This window comes from Shewanella hanedai, assembly GCF_007197645.1.
In the GTDB taxonomy this organism is placed as follows: domain Bacteria; phylum Pseudomonadota; class Gammaproteobacteria; order Enterobacterales; family Shewanellaceae; genus Shewanella; species Shewanella hanedai.
The window spans coordinates 89,932-106,670 of sequence record NZ_VKGK01000003.1; the positions used below are offsets into that span (position 1 = coordinate 89,932).

Below are 16,739 nucleotides of genomic sequence, written 5' to 3' on the forward strand. Positions count from 1 at the left end.
GGTTAGTTTACATTTTCTCATCGAGAGACCTTCCTGTTTCTTTATGACCGAACTCAGGCAGCATAAGGTGAAAAAGCTGAACTAATTGTTCTTTATTCCATGACTTCGCTTGCTTCATTGATTGGATTTTTTGTACAAATAACGCGATAAGTTCAGGCTCGTACTTGAGTTCATTTTTGATGATGCCAAGCTCTGCAAATCTTTCCATATCGAGGGTTTCTTGTTCGGTAAAAAACTCCTCAATGTCTTTCTCGCCAGTTGTATCACTAATAGTGAAGTAACATGGCCAAAGGCCTTTAGCTGGCAGTGTGGCAGCCAGTTGCCGAGCCTCGTCTTCACTTTGGCAAATATAGGCTTCATAGCCTCGAGATGAAAGATACCTTACCGCGATGTCAGCAAAAGATATAAGGTGTAGGTTTTCATCAAGTTTAGGGAAGAAAATATCCCGATTCTCCCCAAAAATACAAGACATTAAACAGAGTTCGCCAGACTCTTTGGCGGTGACAAAATAACGCTTAATATCCGTGGGGGCGACAATAGGTTGATGCTTTAACATGCGCTGATTAAAACTGTGCAGCAATGATCCATCAGAGAAGGCCACATTGGCAAAACGTGCGGTTGATATGGTCATTTCTTGACTGCGACGCATCAGGAACATCTCCATAATACGTTTGGATGCCCCCATCATATTGACTGGATTCGCGGCTTTATCGGTGGATACACAAAAGTATTTCTTCACGCCACATGCTATTGATTGCTCAATCGTCTTATCTGTGTTGAAAATATTGACATTTATCATGCGCATCAAGGTGAAGGGATCTTTTTCACTTCTCACATGTTTTAGTGCTGACAGGTTGAGTACGTAATCATACTGACCATCTTGATTAATGAATGCGTCATATTCTACCGAGTCGATATCGAGCGCAAAGGTTTGAAAATCCCCTTTGATGTAACCAAAAGAGCTGCGTACATCTCTAACTAGTTCAGTTAAGTTATTCTCACTGATATCGACCACATGCAGCTTTAATGGAATACGCTTAAAAATCTCTTTCACCACAGCTTGACCAATAGAGCCTGCACCACCGAGAACGAGAAAACGAGACTGGCTAACCTCATTGATTAACAGAGTCTCATGTTGGCCAATATCTGCAGAAAAAAGTGATTTCTCTCTTCCAATCAAGCTTAAGGTGTTTGTCATTGTGCTACCGATGGTTTGATGCATTCAATTTATAAAATAAGTCAGCTATCACAAGTGAATTGAGTGATAACTAAAGTCTATCTTATTTTCTACTGAAAATATTTTTAATACAGCGAGAATTAATGCAAAAAATGAACCAAATCAACATTTATCGCTGAGGTTGAGATGGTTGCTGTCGCAAAATAAACCACCTTAACGTTAACCACGGAGGCATTGTGTATTATTTATTAAGAGAGATGCACTTTTATCATGACAATGGAAACGGCAGGCTGAGCAAGCTTTTTGAATGAAGATGAGGCGGGGTAGACAATAAATTGGCGTTTTATAAAGGGCGTTTGTAGATTAATACTTAACTTGCTGTAGATTGGTCTGTGTTAACCATCAACAGAGGCTTAATGTTTAGGGACTTGTTTAACACTCTTCCTTGATGGTAGGCGATAAACAACAAACGCACTGGCGAGGAATTTAAGGCCTCAAAACGACACCTAGACAATTTTTTATGTTATAGAACACTTCTATCATTGAGAATCACTCATTAATAATTTGAAAAATGAAGATAAATTGTCATTAGATCATATACAGTAAGTAGTGTGAAAAGTTCTTGGTTCATGCTTGCTTAGCGTATTTTGTGATGAACCTTCAATGAGTATTCATCAGAGCGATATTTAAACAAGAGCGCGTTTAGATGTCTAGTCGGTGAGATTGGGGTGGAAATGACGGTGGCTCATTTGCTTGAGATTGAAATTTAACAAGCGAAGTGGAGCAGTTACACGCTCTAAGAATTAGTCGAGATACAACAGCTCCTAGAGGAATAAATCCAGAGCTGTTTAACAGAATTAAGTAAAACTAAAATTATAAGGAATAGTATGTTAAAGCTGACAAACACATTTTGTGAAGCACTGATTTGTGGTGAATGGCGTTTAATACCCGTTGAGTCAATCCTTGGAGAAGACGGTATTATACGTAGATGTCCAGAGTGCCATGCAGCCGTTAAGTTGATGAAGGAAGGTAAAGATGGGCAGCGACCTCATTTTGACCATGATAAGAAAAATCCTGAATGCAGCCTGGGTAAATCCGTAGGGAAGCAAATTAAGTATGAGCATGTTTCAGTCAAGGTTGCAGTAAAAGACGTAGAAGATAGTGTTAAGTTTGAGAATTTACTTCCCCATTGTATGGATCGCAGTGAAGTGATCAATGATGGCGATGCCTGTGAAGATATCATTGATGTACAAACTACATTATTGTCTGATTCTGAAAAGCGCCAAGAGATAAATGCTCGTGTAGGTCAAGGTAAATTTAGACAAGAAGTCATTAGAGTGTGGGGCAGCGAGACCTGTGCATTAACGCTGACACCGGTTAAAGAGATGCTTATTGCTTCACATATTAAAGCGTGGCGGAACTGTGAAAATTCAGCCGAGCGATTAGATGGTGTAAATGGCATTTTATTGTGTGCTCATGTCGCTGGCCTGTTCGATAAACACCGCATCACCTTTAAAAAAGTTGGTCGTGAATTCAGATTGAAACTTGCAGATGATCTCGACAAAACGCTGATGGCTCAACTAGGTATCAATGGCGGCGATGCACTCGCGACGGGGAGAATGAATAAAGCAGACTTTGAAAAGTTTGGCGATTACCTCACTCATCACGAAAACATTTTTAATCAGCTAAATGATGTCAATATGGCTTAAGAGTTAAAAACCGTCATTGTATAAGACAACAATTCCAGTCAATTGTTGTCTGTTTTTCTTCAGTAAATTCACCTTTAGTAAGTGTCCTTGCTATTTCTAGATGTAACCTCCCTGTAAGAATTTGACCGTCTATTGCTAGAAGTAAACCTTTATATCGTTTGATACGTATGAACAGGAACTATCACAGATATGAGAGTTCATCTTGTCATTAAATCGAACCGTTTTATATCCGCATGATTGCATTACCGATAATCACGTATCAAAAAGGCAATACAGAAGTGATATCTCAGCATTACATATCTGGAGTTTGTGTGAAGGGGATGATGCATGAGTGATCGAGTTAGCCAGCCAGTACAAAAGCTTAGACTTATTCTGGGTGATCAACTTAATGCCTCACACTCTTGGTACAGAGTTAAGTCTCCTAATACTCTGTATGTGATTGCTGAGCTCCATCAAGAAGCAAGCTACACACGGCATCATGTTCAGAAAGTGTCAGCATTTTTTGCTGCAATGGCTGCTTTTGCTCATGCACTTAAGCAAGCAGGACATCGAGTGCTTCACCTTACATTAGATGAGACATCCCAATACCAAGACTTACCGGCACTGTTAAGGGATCTTATTGAGTGTTATCAGACTCGAGAGTTTGAATACCAGTTATCGGATGAATATCGCTTACGACAACAATTATCGGTGTTTTCTAAATCAATCGAAGTCAGTGTTCAAGCCTATGAAAGCGAACATTTCTATTTGTCTGATGCCGAACTCCCTGATTACTTTACCGCCGGTAAAAAACACCGTTTAGAGCATTTTTACCGAAAGTTGAGAGTGCGCTTTAACCTGTTGATGGAGCAAGATAAGCCTCAAGGGGGACAGTGGAATTATGACGCTGATAATCGACAGAAACTCAAAGTGTCAGATTTTAACGATGTACCCACTCCTTTATTATTCACTAATGATGTCAGGCCGATTTTACAACGGCTTAAGCGGCATAATATTGAAACAATCGGCGTCGCTCAAGATTATTTACTCTGGCCAATTACTCGTTGCCAGGCAAATCAGTTACTGGCGCATTTTTGTCGGTATTGTTTAATCAGGTTTGGGCGGTTCCAAGATGCGATGACATCCAAGCTCGACCCCAAGCTAGGTGCATTAGGCGAAGACAAGCAGTGGACGCTGTATCACTCACGATTATCATTTGCTATCAACGCCAAGCTGATAAGTCCTAAGCGTGTGGTCGATACCGCGATTGCCGCTTATGAGGCGGCAAACGGAGAGATCACCTTAGCGCAAATAGAGGGCTTTGTTAGACAAATATTGGGCTGGCGAGAGTTCGTTAGAGGTGTGTATTGGGCAAACATGCCCGAGTATGCAACCCTTAATAACTTGTCTGCGACACGGGATCTCCCCAGTTGGTTTTGGAATGGCGACACCAAAATGAACTGTTTACATCATGCCATTAAGCAATCACTAGACTATTCCTACGCTCATCACATTCAACGCTTAATGGTGACAGGAAATTTTTGCTTAATCTCTGGCATAGACCCTGATCAAGTCGATGACTGGTATTTAGGGATCTATATCGATGCGATTGAGTGGGTGGAGATGCCCAATACCCGAGGCATGAGCCAATTTGCCGATGGCGGCATTGTAGGCTCTAAAGCCTATGCAGCCAGTGGAAATTATATCAACAAAATGAGTGATCACTGTGGAGACTGTCGCTATCAAGTTAAGCAAAGTCACACTGAAGATGCCTGTCCGCTGAATGCTTTATACTGGCGATTTATGGAACAACATATCGATGACTTTAGCGCGAATCCGCGCACTAAAATGGTTTATGCCAATTGGCTAAAAAAGCCCATTGAGGACAGGGAGTTAATTTTAGCACGAGCAGAAAATCTACTCAGTCATATCGACGACATATAATACCAATCAGTATAAATACTTGTTTGTTCAGCGAGAGTTTGTTTTTTAAGGACATAATGATGAAACATTTAACAACCACCGACATTGCTCAGATGGAGCAACGAAGTCGCGCAAGATTGATCAATAGCCTATCAGGCTTTAAAAGCGCCAATCTAATTGGTAGCCAAGATGATAAAGGCTGTACTAATTTGTCCATCGTCAGTTCGGTATTTCATCTTGGTGCAAATCCTGCGCTAATGGGGATGATTATTCGACCTGATGGTGTTCCACGAGATACCTTAAGTAATATTAAGCAAACAGGAAGCTACACCATTAACCATGTGTCATCTGACATTTACTGTAAAGCTCATCAAACATCGGCGCGTTATGACGCCAACGTCTCTGAGTTTGGAGAGGTTGGGTTAACAGAGGAATATGTCGAGGGCGTTATTGCCCCCTTTGTGCAGGAAAGTCAGCTTAAGTTCTCTCTTGAAGTCCGAGAAATCACTCAGTTGATGGTTAACAACACCATCATGGTGATTGGTGAAATAAAGCATATTATCGTGGATGAACTGGGTATGAATCCAGATGGTTACATCGACATTGAAGCACTTGATACAGTCACCATCTCAGGTCTTGATAGTTACCATCAAACAAAACGGTTAGCGCGTTTGAGTTACGCTAAACCAGGAAAGGAGCTTGATAAACTGCCATAAAATGATGACCAAGCATTATGATATCGCCGCTAATTTATAGAATCAGTAAGTCATTTCTGAGTAACTCGAATCTTAAGTACACAAGATGAGCTTGTTTTACTATGGCAGTGTAGATGCAGCTGTGAGCTTCGATTTCAAGGATGAAATCGTAGAGCGTATAGGGACATATTTATAGCGTCTCACAGAAGTAGCTGCACATCAGCCTGCGGCAAGCAATAGATTACTTTGAACCTAGTTGAACTCAAGAAACGAAACAGATAACAATGAAGGTTGATGTATCAGAGCGTACCAGTAATGAACTGCTCAACAAGTGTCAGTGAACACTTGATGTAATTATGGTCTCCCCACAGGTGAGGTGTTTCGAGGTTAATCAAAATTAACTGAAATTAATGAATCTTTATTTATCAATTGGTTATGTTGTTATCCACGTTTTTGACATTAACCAAAATTACTGTAGATTGGTCTAAATTAACCCCCGTGGTGGCACAGGGGCGGCACAGGGAAAGGCTATTTTTGAGGCTAAGTGATTATGAGTGTTAATATTCCTTTTACAAAACGTAGTTTCGAACAGCTCGAAAAACCCTTAAAACGCTATAGAATTCACGATTATGGCCAAAAAAGCTCTGTTAAAGGCCTTATTTTGGATGTTTTGCCATCAGGAAAACAGATTTTTCGCTTTCGTCGCAAGCACTTAGGAAAAGACGTTACTGTCTCCCTTGGATATTTCCCAAATATTACTATTGAGAACGCAAGAAAACTGGCGCTAAAACACGCTTCAGATCTGTCTCAAGGTCAAAATCCCAACGAAGTAAAACGCGAGAAAAAACAGCTGGCTGATCGTGAACGTGCCTTGTCTATGACAGTACAACAACTCTTCGATGTGTACGAAGTTGAGTTTCAGCTAAAGATTAAAACCAATGAGAGGCGACCAAAATCCCTACGTGATATTCAATCTCTCTGGAAAGCCCATCTTCAATCTAGAGTCGCTCATCTGCAAGTTGGTGAACTAAGCCGCTTAGATGCCAATAATCTGCTTAAAAAAATCCTCATTAGTAAGACTGTGCCAATTCGCAATAAATGCCTGTCGTTGATGAAGTCGATGTACAACGAACAAGAGCCTAACCCCTTTGCCAAGATAAAAAAGCTCGCTGGTGTAAAACGTGAACGAGTGCTCAGTAAGCTTGAAGTTAAAAATCTGCTCGATGCCCTCAACTATGAAGAGCAGATCTATCAAGATGTGATTAAGCTGCTTTTGCTTACTGGCCAACGCAAAAGCTGTGTGTTTGCCATGGAGTGGCGCGAGGTGGATCACGAGCGCGGTGTTTGGATTATTCCAACCAGTAAAATGAAAGCTAAGCGGCCTCATGCTGTGCCGTTAACGATTGAGGTGATGGATATCCTTAAACGCAGAAGTGCAGAAGCTGTGCAAGGTGAGAAATATGTCTTTCCCGCTAATCGCAGCCAGACAGGGCACATCGCCGAAAACTCAGGCAAGGGTAGCTTCTGGTGGCGCATAACTGAAAGAGCAGGTCTGCGCAGCGAGGAGAAAGAACAAAACGTCACTATCCATGATTTGAGGCGAACCATTGCCAGTTGGAGTGTAATGCGTGGCGGCAACATTCAGATGACCAGTAAACTGCTAGGTCACAGTGATATCAGTATCACCGCCAGCACCTATGCTCATTTAGATGTTGAGCAGGTGAGGGCAGAGCTTGGCATCACCACGGCAGAACTAATGGGACTGAATTTAGAAGAGTCTAAAGTGGATAAGCTAGTGAAGGAGATACAACAGCTCTCAGAGGAGGAAAGACGAGAGCTGTTGGGTAGGATTTAATTTAGAGTAATTTAAGCATTATTTATCTGTATCTTTTGAATTAATCTGTAATAGTTCTTTTTCAATAATCGTTGCTGATTTGTAATGTCTTGTAGAAGCAAAAATTAATATTGAAATGAACATCATAACCATTGAAAGTAAATACACTAGTAATATCGCGATAGGAGTATTAGTTGTTGTACTAATTGCTACTATAGTTGGGCTTGATATGAAGAGTATTGAAGCTGTGAAAATATTGTAGTAATGGTTTAATTTGTCAGGTTTGCTTATTTTAATTTTCATTTTATTATCTTCTATGAAAATATAATAGTTAGCATTTAGGTATGTTCTAAAAGGGATTTTTGAACCTAGTTCTTTATGCGTGTTTAGTATACAAATAGCTTTTTCTTTGTCCACTTTTATACCATGAGCTAATCTGAAATATTCAGAGTCGATTTCATCTTGAATGTTTTGTTTTATCAGTTTATCCGCATCTTTATCGGTTAATACTTCTTTTAGTAAATTCATCCTCCTTTTCTTGTAACCATCAAGAAAAGGGATGATATTCTTAAGGTTAACAATAACGGTTAGCCCCAGAAAGGCCAAAACACCCACAACACCATATTTATCAAGAGTGCTAAAAAATAGTTCGGTCATTAATCATTCCCTAATCAACTGTTAAAGCTATAAAATAATAATCTATTAAATCATATACAACATGTGGTGTTAAACAAAATGTGAGGTGATAGTGTCATGCGTGGCAGTTTTTTTATTTTAAATTCAAATATGCTGTAATCTACTAGGTCGCAGTCTCCTGTCGTTAGGCAGAGATCTAACAAGTGGCGGCATCACCGCCAGCACCTATGCCCATCTTGATATTGAACAGGTGAGGGCAGAGCTTGGCATCACCACGGCAGAACTGATGGGGCTGAATGTGATGGAGTCTAAAGTGGATAAGCTAGTGAAGGAGATACAACAGCTTTCAGAGGAGGAAAGAAGAGAGCTGTTTGATAGGGTTTAATCAACTAAAATAAATCCCCCCACTCTCATGTATTTTTTGTAAACCTTAAGTTTGGTTGTGCGTTTGCATATGTGTTTTTGAGTGCATGTGTGTTATATATTCTTCCAATTATATGCCAAACATGGAGGTTGTATGTCATCAGTGAAAGGTGATTATTGTAATATTGGTCAGTTTGACCCATCTAGCCGTACTATTGATAGTGTAAAGGAAATGAACCGTATATCAGATATGGCTAGCCTACTTGAAAAAATAATATCAATGGTTCCATTTTTTCAAATCTTTGCAGGGCGTAGCACTTATGCTTTTGCGGGTATGGTGTCTCAAGGAGAGCAAGTAAGGTCATCTGACTGGCAAACATTTTCTGATTCCTTAAAGGGAGTTGGTGCTATAAAGAAAAAAGAATTAGAGAGAGTAGCATTTCAAGCTGGTTACTATTCAATTGGCGAGGAAGCTAAATTCTGGAGGTGTGTATACAATGCATTATAAAATTAGAAATATATGTCTCCTATCTATATTAGCCATTTCAGCTAATGCAAGTGCTCTATCATGGCCATATTCTGAAACAGCTTTGCTAAATGATGTAAATGAAGCGCATACAGCACTAGAAGATAAGACAGAGTTCTGTATGGCTTTACGAAAGCGTGAATTGCCAGAGATACAAAGTGACTGGTTATACTCATTGCCAGAAAAAAAACGAAAAGGGATATTATTCATCGTCTCTATGATGGTATTAGATCGGTGTACGAATGAAGAAAGTGTTAAGTATGCAACTGCAATAATGCGTTACACCGCAGAAACAGAAGATGAAAAATTGCTGAAAGATTGGATGACGTTAAATAACTATCGCTTTCAGCGAGAGATATTTAATGAATTTTCAGATATCCCTTCTAGCAAAATAATTGAGCTATCAGAACGTCCTGAACTTTATTACCCATTTGAACCTATGGGAGCAGAAACCCGCGTCGTGTTAGAAAGCAAATAGTAGCCATCACTGTCATCACGACGGCAGAACTGATGGGGCTGGATGTGGCTGTGTTTGTGAAAGAGTCAAAAGTGGATAAGCTACTAAGATTGTGTAAAAGTAGAGGTAGAACAGCTCTCAGAGGAGGAAAGGCGAGAGCTGTTTAATAGGGTTTAATCAACTGAATCTAATTCCCCGACTCAGATGAGGATAAGTATCTGAGTTCATTCGAAAGCCCTAATTCGCTCCGACTCACATTTTTTCAAAGAAGTTAATTCAATTAAGTGTATTAATCCTTTTTTTCGAAGGAGGCTCTCAGCTTCTCATATGTTTTAAATGGAGTGTCAAGTTCGATACCATTTTGTACCAAACTTTCATTTAATTTTTGTGAAATAAATAGTGTGTAGTATTTTAAGTACCACCTTTTGTCGTTAGGGAACTTCCAAGTAATACCATCATTTTCTGCTACATATCTATGTATAAGTTTGTTAAAGATATATGTATTTGAGGTTCTAACACAGTTAAGGCATATGACATTAGCATTTTGGAGGAATGCTGTATTAAGTCGAATAGGTTTTTCAAAAAAACCTTTATGACTATCAATTCCAAGTTTAATGGCATTTTTTGAACCTAGAAGGCCTGCACGATGAACAATACAGTGTCTTAATTGGCATAACTGTTCAAATAACTGTAAGCATTCGGTTACTTCTTGACCTTTTGTTTCCTGTGTATTAATGGTTATTTTTAGATAGTCTATTAAAGCTTTTGTAATTAAGTGTTTGCTAATGAAGGTGTGGTTTTCCATCAAAGCTTCGGGAAGCAATTCTCTCGTGTGATGAAGTGCTGCAGCATATGTAAGTGGTTGCTCTAAACAGGCATTATAAGAGTGAATATCAAATGTTATAACTTCCCTTATAATGGTGCGAAAATATGACTCTACATTTGATACGAAGCCTAAAAGAAACAAATTATAAATATCGCGGTCTTCATCGTTGTCTGCACTAAGTAAATCCTCTCGCTCTAGAAGTCCTACCTTTTTAATTAATGCTTGGTTACGTTTCATGTAAACATCTATAGGTGAAGATGAAACGAGCGTCGTGTTATCAAATACATTGTCAGTATTAAAAACAATAGATGGGGAAGAGCCATTTAAACTTGCAAAATATGGTACTGCTTTTTTTGGTTTAGCCATTATTGAAGGTACTCATCTAGCCAGTTTTGTGCTTCACTAATTACCTTAGTGGCTTTATATTTTCCAACACCTTTAGCTTTTCTAAGCTCTTGTCCTGGATTGCTAGAAAGAACTATGTCCCCAATTGTTTCTACACTAGTTTCTTGCTTGATTTTAGCTCTCAGCCACTCGGTTATGGGAAGTGTATCAACTGTATTACTCATGAGAGTTTCGAAAGTTGATTTGTTTATAAGTTCAGTTCCACAAAACATACAAAATTTCTGCTCTTCATTGCTACGTGGTGTATCGCAAGCTGGACAGTTTGGAAGGTTAAGCCTTATTTTAGTCAATAATTCTGGATCACTAAATTCAGCAAAAGAGTTTTTTCTTAATGGATGCTTTTCTCTTGGGTAATTTATTGATTCTGAAAAGTTAGTTACATATCCACCATGACCTCGTTGAAAAGCTCCTTCTGATAATAAAAGCGTCAAATGTGGCACATATCTATCATAAACTCGGTTAGTACCATGCTTAACTTGTGTAGCTTTTTGTAGTAAGCCTGTTTCCTCGAAAAAATTCACAATAATATTAATGTTCTTATTCGGTGTATGTTCTTGTTTTATACCAATAACAATTTGTTTTTTTCCATTTTTTAAAGAAAGTTGATTTTCTTTAGAGACGTCCTTTAAAAGTTTGTCCATCAAATCATGACCAGCTAATACGTAGTTTTTAAACTGAGGTTGTTTAACCGCTAATGTAAGGAATTCTTCTCTAATTAGTTTGGCTTGAGCTTGGATAACTGCATTGACTCTTTGTTGATCAGTACCTTTATCGGTTAAGTTAAATTGATTTACTAAATTCAAAAATGCTCTAGGAACTCCGAAACTAGCATATATAAAGCATTTCTTGATATCTTCTTTTAGGTTTTTGGTAAATCGTTTTGCATATATGCCATCAAATAGATCTTCATAATCATCACTTAGAATTGAAGGCCAGCAAGGAACATATTCAGCATCATGTCCAAGGTGAAAACGTGGACCAAATTCAGTATTAGGATAAACTGATGCCTTAGGAGATATTTTGGAAGAGTTTAATGAGCGGAATATATCAAAAAATTCGACCATATAGTCTTTTGTTAAAACTAAAGCTGCATCATCGCACAATAAAATAGCATGTTTTCTACCGGAATCCAGTATAGCTTCGTTAATTATATCGTTGACTAAAGTTACAGAAACTGATTCAATAATATTTTGATGCCAATCTTTTTGTTGTTGTTTTTCAATCTGCTCACAAAAAAGCTGAAGTGAGTCCAAATTTACAGAATCGTCATTTGAGTTGAATATCGGAAAATCAATCCCGATCGTTTTACAGGTTTCTCTCAGTGCTAGTAAAATTTTAGAGAGAACCCAGCAATGAAAAAATTGTATTGCTATACTCGATTTCCCTCTGAGAGGCTCAAGTCTAAGGTATTTCGAAAAAGTAACATAAATTGAAAGTGGTTTTGTTTTGGAATTTAGACATTGTTTATGCGCAATGCGCATATGGTGTGTTTTACCTACACCACGTGGTCCAACTATTACTTTAGATCCTCGAGTGATTAATTTTTTTACAACAACGCTATAGAATTCTGTTTCTTGAGTAATCAACTCTAACTCATCGAGTTCTATATGGTCGGCTCTATATTCGACGATATCATCTTCAGGTTTTTTCATAAGTCATTCACATCTTTTTGTACAAAACTGGTACCAATTTCTATAGTCCGGTATCATAGCATATTGTAGTTACCATTCAATGAAGTTTATGAATAAACGAAAAACACTAGCTCAGTTTTATACACCTGATATCATTGCTGATTTTGCAGTTTCTGAGGCACTAAAATACATATCTGATGAACAGGTGGTTGCCATAGAGCTTTCTGCTGGAAATGGTCAACTTCTTAGAGCTTTACAGTGTAAGGCTCCTTTGAGCCATTTGGTTGCTGTCGATTTAGACTGTGTAAACGCAAATTTATTAAGAGATAGGTTTCCTCATGCTCAGGTTTATACTGAGGATGGCATTGGTGAGTTGAGTGAAATTCGAGCTGGCAGCTTTAATTTAGGAATAGGGAATCCGCCCTTTTTAAAGTTAGATTTAGTTTCTGATTTTAATAAAAAATTAATCAAAGAGGAACTTGAATTATCTATTTCAGATATTTCCTATCTACGGGCTGAAGTGTTTTTTTTCGCTCAATATATACGTCTTCTTAAACCTGATGGGATTCTATCTATTATCCTTCCGGAGACTATTATTTCTGGTGAGAGAACAAGGTATTTTAGAGAAAAAATTCTAACGTTGTATAATATACTTTCGATATCTGAAGTTTCTCATAGTTCTTTTACATATACAGAAGCAAAAACGCATGTATTGACTATCCAGAAATCTCCTCCCAAGAATGAATACGTTACAATTAACTCGGTTGGTTCTTGTGGTGATATTGTTAAATCTATTGTGGTTGAGTCTAATAAGTTAAGCTATCGTATGGATTTTTCTTACCACGAGCATTTCATTGATCAATCTAAACCTTTACTGAGCGATTTCACAACAATAAAAAGGGGGAAATATACTCATAAGGCTTTAAAGGAACATGGAGGAGAATATTTACATACTACAAATATAGAGAAAGTAGAGTATACGGTAGGTAGTGAAATTAAGGCGGGGACAGAATTTGCTACATCAGGCGACTTGCTGATGTGTAGAGTTGGTTCTAGGAGTGTCGGTAAAATAGTTCTATATAAAGGTCCAGATATATTATTCTCTGATTGTATTTTTCGTATTCGTTTTGAAGATGATAACTTAAGAGATAATTTTTTAGAATACGTCAATTCTGAGCAAGGTTCCAAAAAAATAAAATCTTTAACAAGAGGTGTTTGTTCAAGATATCTTACTTTACATGATTTAAAATCATTACGATTAGATTGGTAGTATATGTATATTAAATCTCCCTATTGTGGGTGAATCTTGGTAAGATTTTAAATTTTATTGGATTGTGAGTTCATGTAGTGGTTAATTCTGCAACTCTTAGGAGTTAACATTAGAGTTGTAATAATTATATTATTTAAAAAGTGATGACTCTAAGTCTAGGAAGAGCTTTTTACAGTTATGAGCAGGACAAGGTTACTCTGCATTTTTATTTATATTAGTACCCCATAATTATTTAATCATAAATATTGAATTATTGTAGGATTATAAGACAGGTTTAATAATTAGTGTTTTGTAAAATATCATAACGAAGTAATAATTGTATGTTACCAGTCTTGGTTTTAATTCTCTCAATCAGTACACTTTGAAACTATACCTTAACTTGGCCTATCCAAAAAATGATCAGGTGATTTAAACTAGGTTACTACGCTTTTAGTCGATGTTTTTCACCTAACACTTAGGTAGATATATTTCGCTCCTTCTTGACGGCCATTTATTATAATTTCGCCAAAGGCTCTCTTTCGTAAATTTTAGAGCACTAAACTTTGATGGTTACGAGCGTCGTACAGTTATTGACAGGACTCCAAGTTAACAGCGTTAGGCTGATGAGTAAGTGTTAGCGTCCATTCGTGGTGGCGGGTGATGATCTCAACACCTAGGTAGATAAGTCCTTTGAGCTGTGTCATGAGTTCGTCGCCATAACGGTTAGTCTTGTACTCTTTGCTGACGCTTTCTCGCTTAAGGCTACATGCGCTTTCTTGCTGTTCTTGATATGTGCTTTCTTCTTCGATGCAAGTGCTTGCTAACTTGCTTACAGGCTCGTTTGTTGTGGTTTCATGCTCTGTGCTTGTAACGGGGCATGTTTCGGGATTGCTTAGTATTGGAGCGGCTTTGCTATCAATTTTTGTTGTTGAGCAGCTTTCGGCAATTTCGGGATTAGTATTGGGGGCTATTGCTGGATCATGATGTTCTGCATCCCTAGGTTCTATCTGGGCTTCCCTGAAATTAGTGTGTTGCTGGTGTGCAGGTTGGCGATTTCGTTTTTGAAGGTATAGCGGTCTTACTGTCTGATCGTTACGTTTGCAAAATACGCCTCCCATAAGCGAGGTGTATTCATTCCAATCAGAATTGTCAGCGGCCTGCCTTATTGCTTCAAATTCATCAAGAGATTGGTCTGTTTGTGGAGGCAGTCGCCTAAGCTCTCGCCACTGGGTGACACCAACACCGCCTATCTGTTGAAATTGGCGTATTCCCCAGCAAGATGCCCAGACTCTAATTCGTTCAGCTGAGGTGACTGCTTCCTTACCGTAAGAGTCATGCTCTATGCCTTTGCCGTTTATGTTTTTAGAGATGTACTTCACCACGTAACCCGTTGCTGAACCTTTTTTTGGATCCATATGCATGACTTTGAAACGATGCTTTTTAGCACCGTGTTCGTCTCCATCTTCCTCTAGGCAATATTGTTCGAAGGTATCGACTAAGGTTTGTTGTTGCTCCGTAGGGATGAAATATATCAAATGCCAATGAGGTGTTCCGTCATGGTGGGGTTCTGCAATGCGAAAACCAAATGGCGTAATATTATCTCTTTTAAGGGCTGCTCTAATTCGCTGGAAAGTGCGATTCAGATAGTCTTGGCCATCGAGCGGTGTTGCTCCATTCCAATTGGGGTTTTCATCTCCTGATTTTGCAAAGTTTCGGTGATATTTAGATGGGGTGGTCATGGTAAGAAATACAGATGAGTAGCCCATCTCTTTGGCGTAGTCTTCAAAACCACGTAGGCGAACCATTAATTCAGCAAAGCGAATAGCAGGATTAGAGACATTAAGTTTTGAGAGTTCAGCCAAACTCATGCTAAAACCGTCTTCATTGGTGGCGATAGTCTGTTCGAGTAGTTGCTGATTACTTTGCCACTGTTTCTTAAAGCCGCTCACGGTTATGTCACTGGCATAGATCCCTTTGTGCTTGCTCACCAGATTCAGCATGCGTGAGATGGTTTCTATTTGTCTGTTATGCAGCTTTCTGAGTTTTGGCTTCCACCAAGACTCATCATTTGTCCGTAACAGGACACCGCGCACTTTAGCGTGTTCGAGTTCCGTTAACGTGTCATCTTTTAGATTTGTAAGAATCGTGTCAGGCAGTTTAGGCGGGATAATCTGATAACAGCGCATATAGTGAACCACTGCGTTATAGGTTTTTAGTAACCCTTGGCGGTGTTCATTGGCGGCAATTTTAATGCATCGTCGAGCATGTTTCTTGGCGTTGGCTCGATGATCCTTGTCTTCAATGTTGATGCTGTAAAAGTGGCTATCTTTTCCCAATATCTGAGCAATAGATTTGGTTAACTGCAACACCGACAAGTTTGCTTCTCGTCTTGTCGGTCTTTTTTTGTATAGGGCTAGAATGGCATTTTTATGAGCTGAGGGAAGTCCGTAGAGCTTCCCGTCTAACCACTCTATATCATGGTCATGAATTTCAGGCATGAGTTTCCCCTCGGTTATTACTAAGCCAAGCTTTACCTCTTTGGTTTAGACTTGCTCGCAGCCAGTGGATTCCCATTACGTAATGGGCTTGTTCTGTAATAAAGCCCTGCATTTTTAATCTAAACAGGGTGCGCTTTTGAAAGTGACCGTTAAAGGTGTCGTAACCCGCCATTTTTCCGAGGTCAGCACAAACCTCGATACAGACCTCAATGCTATTGTCTTTATCTAACCACTCGATAAATTCAATTTGCTCTTTAGTAAAGGCGGCCATTACTTGCCCCCTTTATTGTTCGTTGACTGCTCACTGTCGCTTTGTGTCTCTACATAACCTAACGAGTCGGGTTTGCGTAACGGGGTAAGATCAGCAGACGGTTCGTTAACGAGTACCGATTTCGTTAACGGGTACATAGGTTCAGGTTTCGGCTCTGTACCCGTTAACGGGTACGAAGGGGCTTTGGTGTATTGGCTACTCGTTAACGGTTTTTCAATTGTGGCTTGAAGCATGATATTAGTCGCTGCTAGTGAACCCCAGATATAAGCAAGCTGAACAAGGATGGTTATCGGCAATATGATAGTGGTTAAAATATTAAAGAGTATGTTCATAAACCCTCCCGTTAATGAAGTTTTCAACATCGCTTTCGCGATACATCACTCGACGGCCAACTTTGATAAAGCTAAGAGGGTAGCGGCCAGTACAGCGCCAGACGGATAGGGTTCCTATAGTGACTCCTAAGAAGTCAGAAACCTGTGAGGGGGTAAGTAGTGTATTCATGTTAACTCCGATAGATTTGTGTTCGACGGAGTGAGATTACGATCAGATGGTTAGTGTGT

At 39.0% G+C, this 16,739-nt stretch carries 15 protein-coding genes; 7 read left to right on the forward strand and 8 right to left on the reverse strand.

Going from position 1 to position 16,739, the window contains the following annotated elements; translation table 11 throughout:
* Window positions 1-7 precede the first annotated feature (7 nt).
* Entirely contained in the window at window positions 8-1,198 is a 1,191-nt protein-coding gene (locus FN961_RS03790; protein WP_143563218.1) for a UDP-N-acetylglucosamine 4,6-dehydratase, read from the reverse strand.
* An 866-nt stretch (window positions 1,199-2,064) separates the two neighbouring features.
* Between FN961_RS03790 and FN961_RS03795 the strand changes: the two genes are divergently transcribed.
* The 4 genes from FN961_RS03795 (at window position 2,065) to FN961_RS03810 (ending at window position 7,338) form a co-directional block, all read left to right on the forward strand.
* Window positions 2,065-2,886, forward strand: a complete 822-nt coding sequence (locus FN961_RS03795; RefSeq protein WP_143563219.1) for an HNH endonuclease — start codon at window positions 2,065-2,067, stop codon at window positions 2,884-2,886.
* 327 nt (window positions 2,887-3,213) lie between these two features.
* Window positions 3,214-4,809 carry a cryptochrome/photolyase family protein gene (locus tag FN961_RS03800; RefSeq protein WP_143563220.1) on the forward strand — a complete coding sequence of 532 codons (1,596 nt, stop codon included), beginning with the start codon at window positions 3,214-3,216 and terminating at the stop codon, window positions 4,807-4,809.
* A 56-nt stretch (window positions 4,810-4,865) separates the two neighbouring features.
* Window positions 4,866-5,504 carry a flavin reductase family protein gene (locus FN961_RS03805; protein WP_221936090.1) on the forward strand — a complete coding sequence of 213 codons (639 nt, stop codon included), beginning with the start codon at window positions 4,866-4,868 and terminating at the stop codon, window positions 5,502-5,504.
* A 529-nt stretch (window positions 5,505-6,033) separates the two neighbouring features.
* Entirely contained in the window at window positions 6,034-7,338 is a 1,305-nt protein-coding gene (locus FN961_RS03810; protein WP_143563222.1) for a tyrosine-type recombinase/integrase, read from the forward strand.
* Window positions 7,339-7,356: 18 nt separating this feature from the next.
* On the opposite strand, the gene FN961_RS03815 is transcribed toward FN961_RS03810, so the two are convergent.
* Window positions 7,357-7,974, reverse strand: coding sequence for a hypothetical protein (locus FN961_RS03815; protein ID WP_143563223.1), 618 nt, complete (start codon window positions 7,972-7,974; stop codon window positions 7,357-7,359).
* A 496-nt stretch (window positions 7,975-8,470) separates the two neighbouring features.
* On the opposite strand from FN961_RS03815, the gene FN961_RS03825 reads away from it, so the two are divergent.
* Together FN961_RS03825 and FN961_RS03830 are read left to right on the forward strand one after the other, a co-directional pair.
* A complete protein-coding gene (locus FN961_RS03825; RefSeq protein WP_143563224.1) occupies window positions 8,471-8,824 on the forward strand; it encodes a hypothetical protein in 354 nt (117 codons plus the stop codon).
* Window positions 8,814-9,320, forward strand: a complete 507-nt coding sequence (locus FN961_RS03830) for a hypothetical protein (RefSeq protein ID WP_143563225.1) — start codon at window positions 8,814-8,816, stop codon at window positions 9,318-9,320. The genes FN961_RS03825 and FN961_RS03830 overlap by 11 nt, the downstream gene beginning before the upstream one ends.
* Before the next feature lie 268 nt (window positions 9,321-9,588).
* Here FN961_RS03830 and FN961_RS03835 read toward each other — a convergent pair whose 3' ends face one another.
* Both FN961_RS03835 and FN961_RS03840 read right to left on the reverse strand, forming a co-directional pair.
* A complete protein-coding gene (locus FN961_RS03835; RefSeq protein ID WP_143563226.1) occupies window positions 9,589-10,491 on the reverse strand; it encodes a hypothetical protein in 903 nt (300 codons plus the stop codon).
* On the reverse strand, window positions 10,491-12,182 hold the full coding sequence (locus FN961_RS03840; RefSeq protein WP_143563227.1) for an ORC-CDC6 family AAA ATPase: 1,692 nt from the start codon (window positions 12,180-12,182) through the stop codon (window positions 10,491-10,493). Before FN961_RS03840 ends, FN961_RS03835 begins: the two co-directional genes overlap by 1 nt.
* An 88-nt stretch (window positions 12,183-12,270) precedes the next feature.
* Between FN961_RS03840 and FN961_RS03845 the strand changes: the two genes are divergently transcribed.
* Window positions 12,271-13,431: an Eco57I restriction-modification methylase domain-containing protein gene (locus tag FN961_RS03845; protein WP_143563228.1), complete on the forward strand. Its 1,161-nt coding sequence runs from the start codon at window positions 12,271-12,273 to the stop codon at window positions 13,429-13,431.
* 566 nt (window positions 13,432-13,997) lie between these two features.
* On the opposite strand, the gene FN961_RS03850 is transcribed toward FN961_RS03845, so the two are convergent.
* The 4 genes from FN961_RS03850 to FN961_RS03865 are packed head-to-tail and all read right to left on the reverse strand — an operon-like array spanning window position 13,998 to window position 16,680.
* A complete protein-coding gene (locus FN961_RS03850) occupies window positions 13,998-15,908 on the reverse strand; it encodes a replication endonuclease (RefSeq protein ID WP_143563229.1) in 1,911 nt (636 codons plus the stop codon).
* Entirely contained in the window at window positions 15,901-16,179 is a 279-nt protein-coding gene (locus tag FN961_RS03855) for a hypothetical protein (RefSeq protein WP_143563230.1), read from the reverse strand. The genes FN961_RS03850 and FN961_RS03855 overlap by 8 nt, the downstream gene beginning before the upstream one ends.
* Window positions 16,179-16,511: a hypothetical protein gene (locus tag FN961_RS03860; RefSeq protein ID WP_143563231.1), complete on the reverse strand. Its 333-nt coding sequence runs from the start codon at window positions 16,509-16,511 to the stop codon at window positions 16,179-16,181. Before FN961_RS03860 ends, FN961_RS03855 begins: the two co-directional genes overlap by 1 nt.
* The gene (locus FN961_RS03865) at window positions 16,495-16,680 is read right to left on the reverse strand and encodes a helix-turn-helix domain-containing protein (protein WP_143563232.1); all 186 of its coding nucleotides are present in this window, start codon (window positions 16,678-16,680) and stop codon (window positions 16,495-16,497) included. Before FN961_RS03865 ends, FN961_RS03860 begins: the two co-directional genes overlap by 17 nt.
* Window positions 16,681-16,739: the final 59 nt, after the last annotated feature.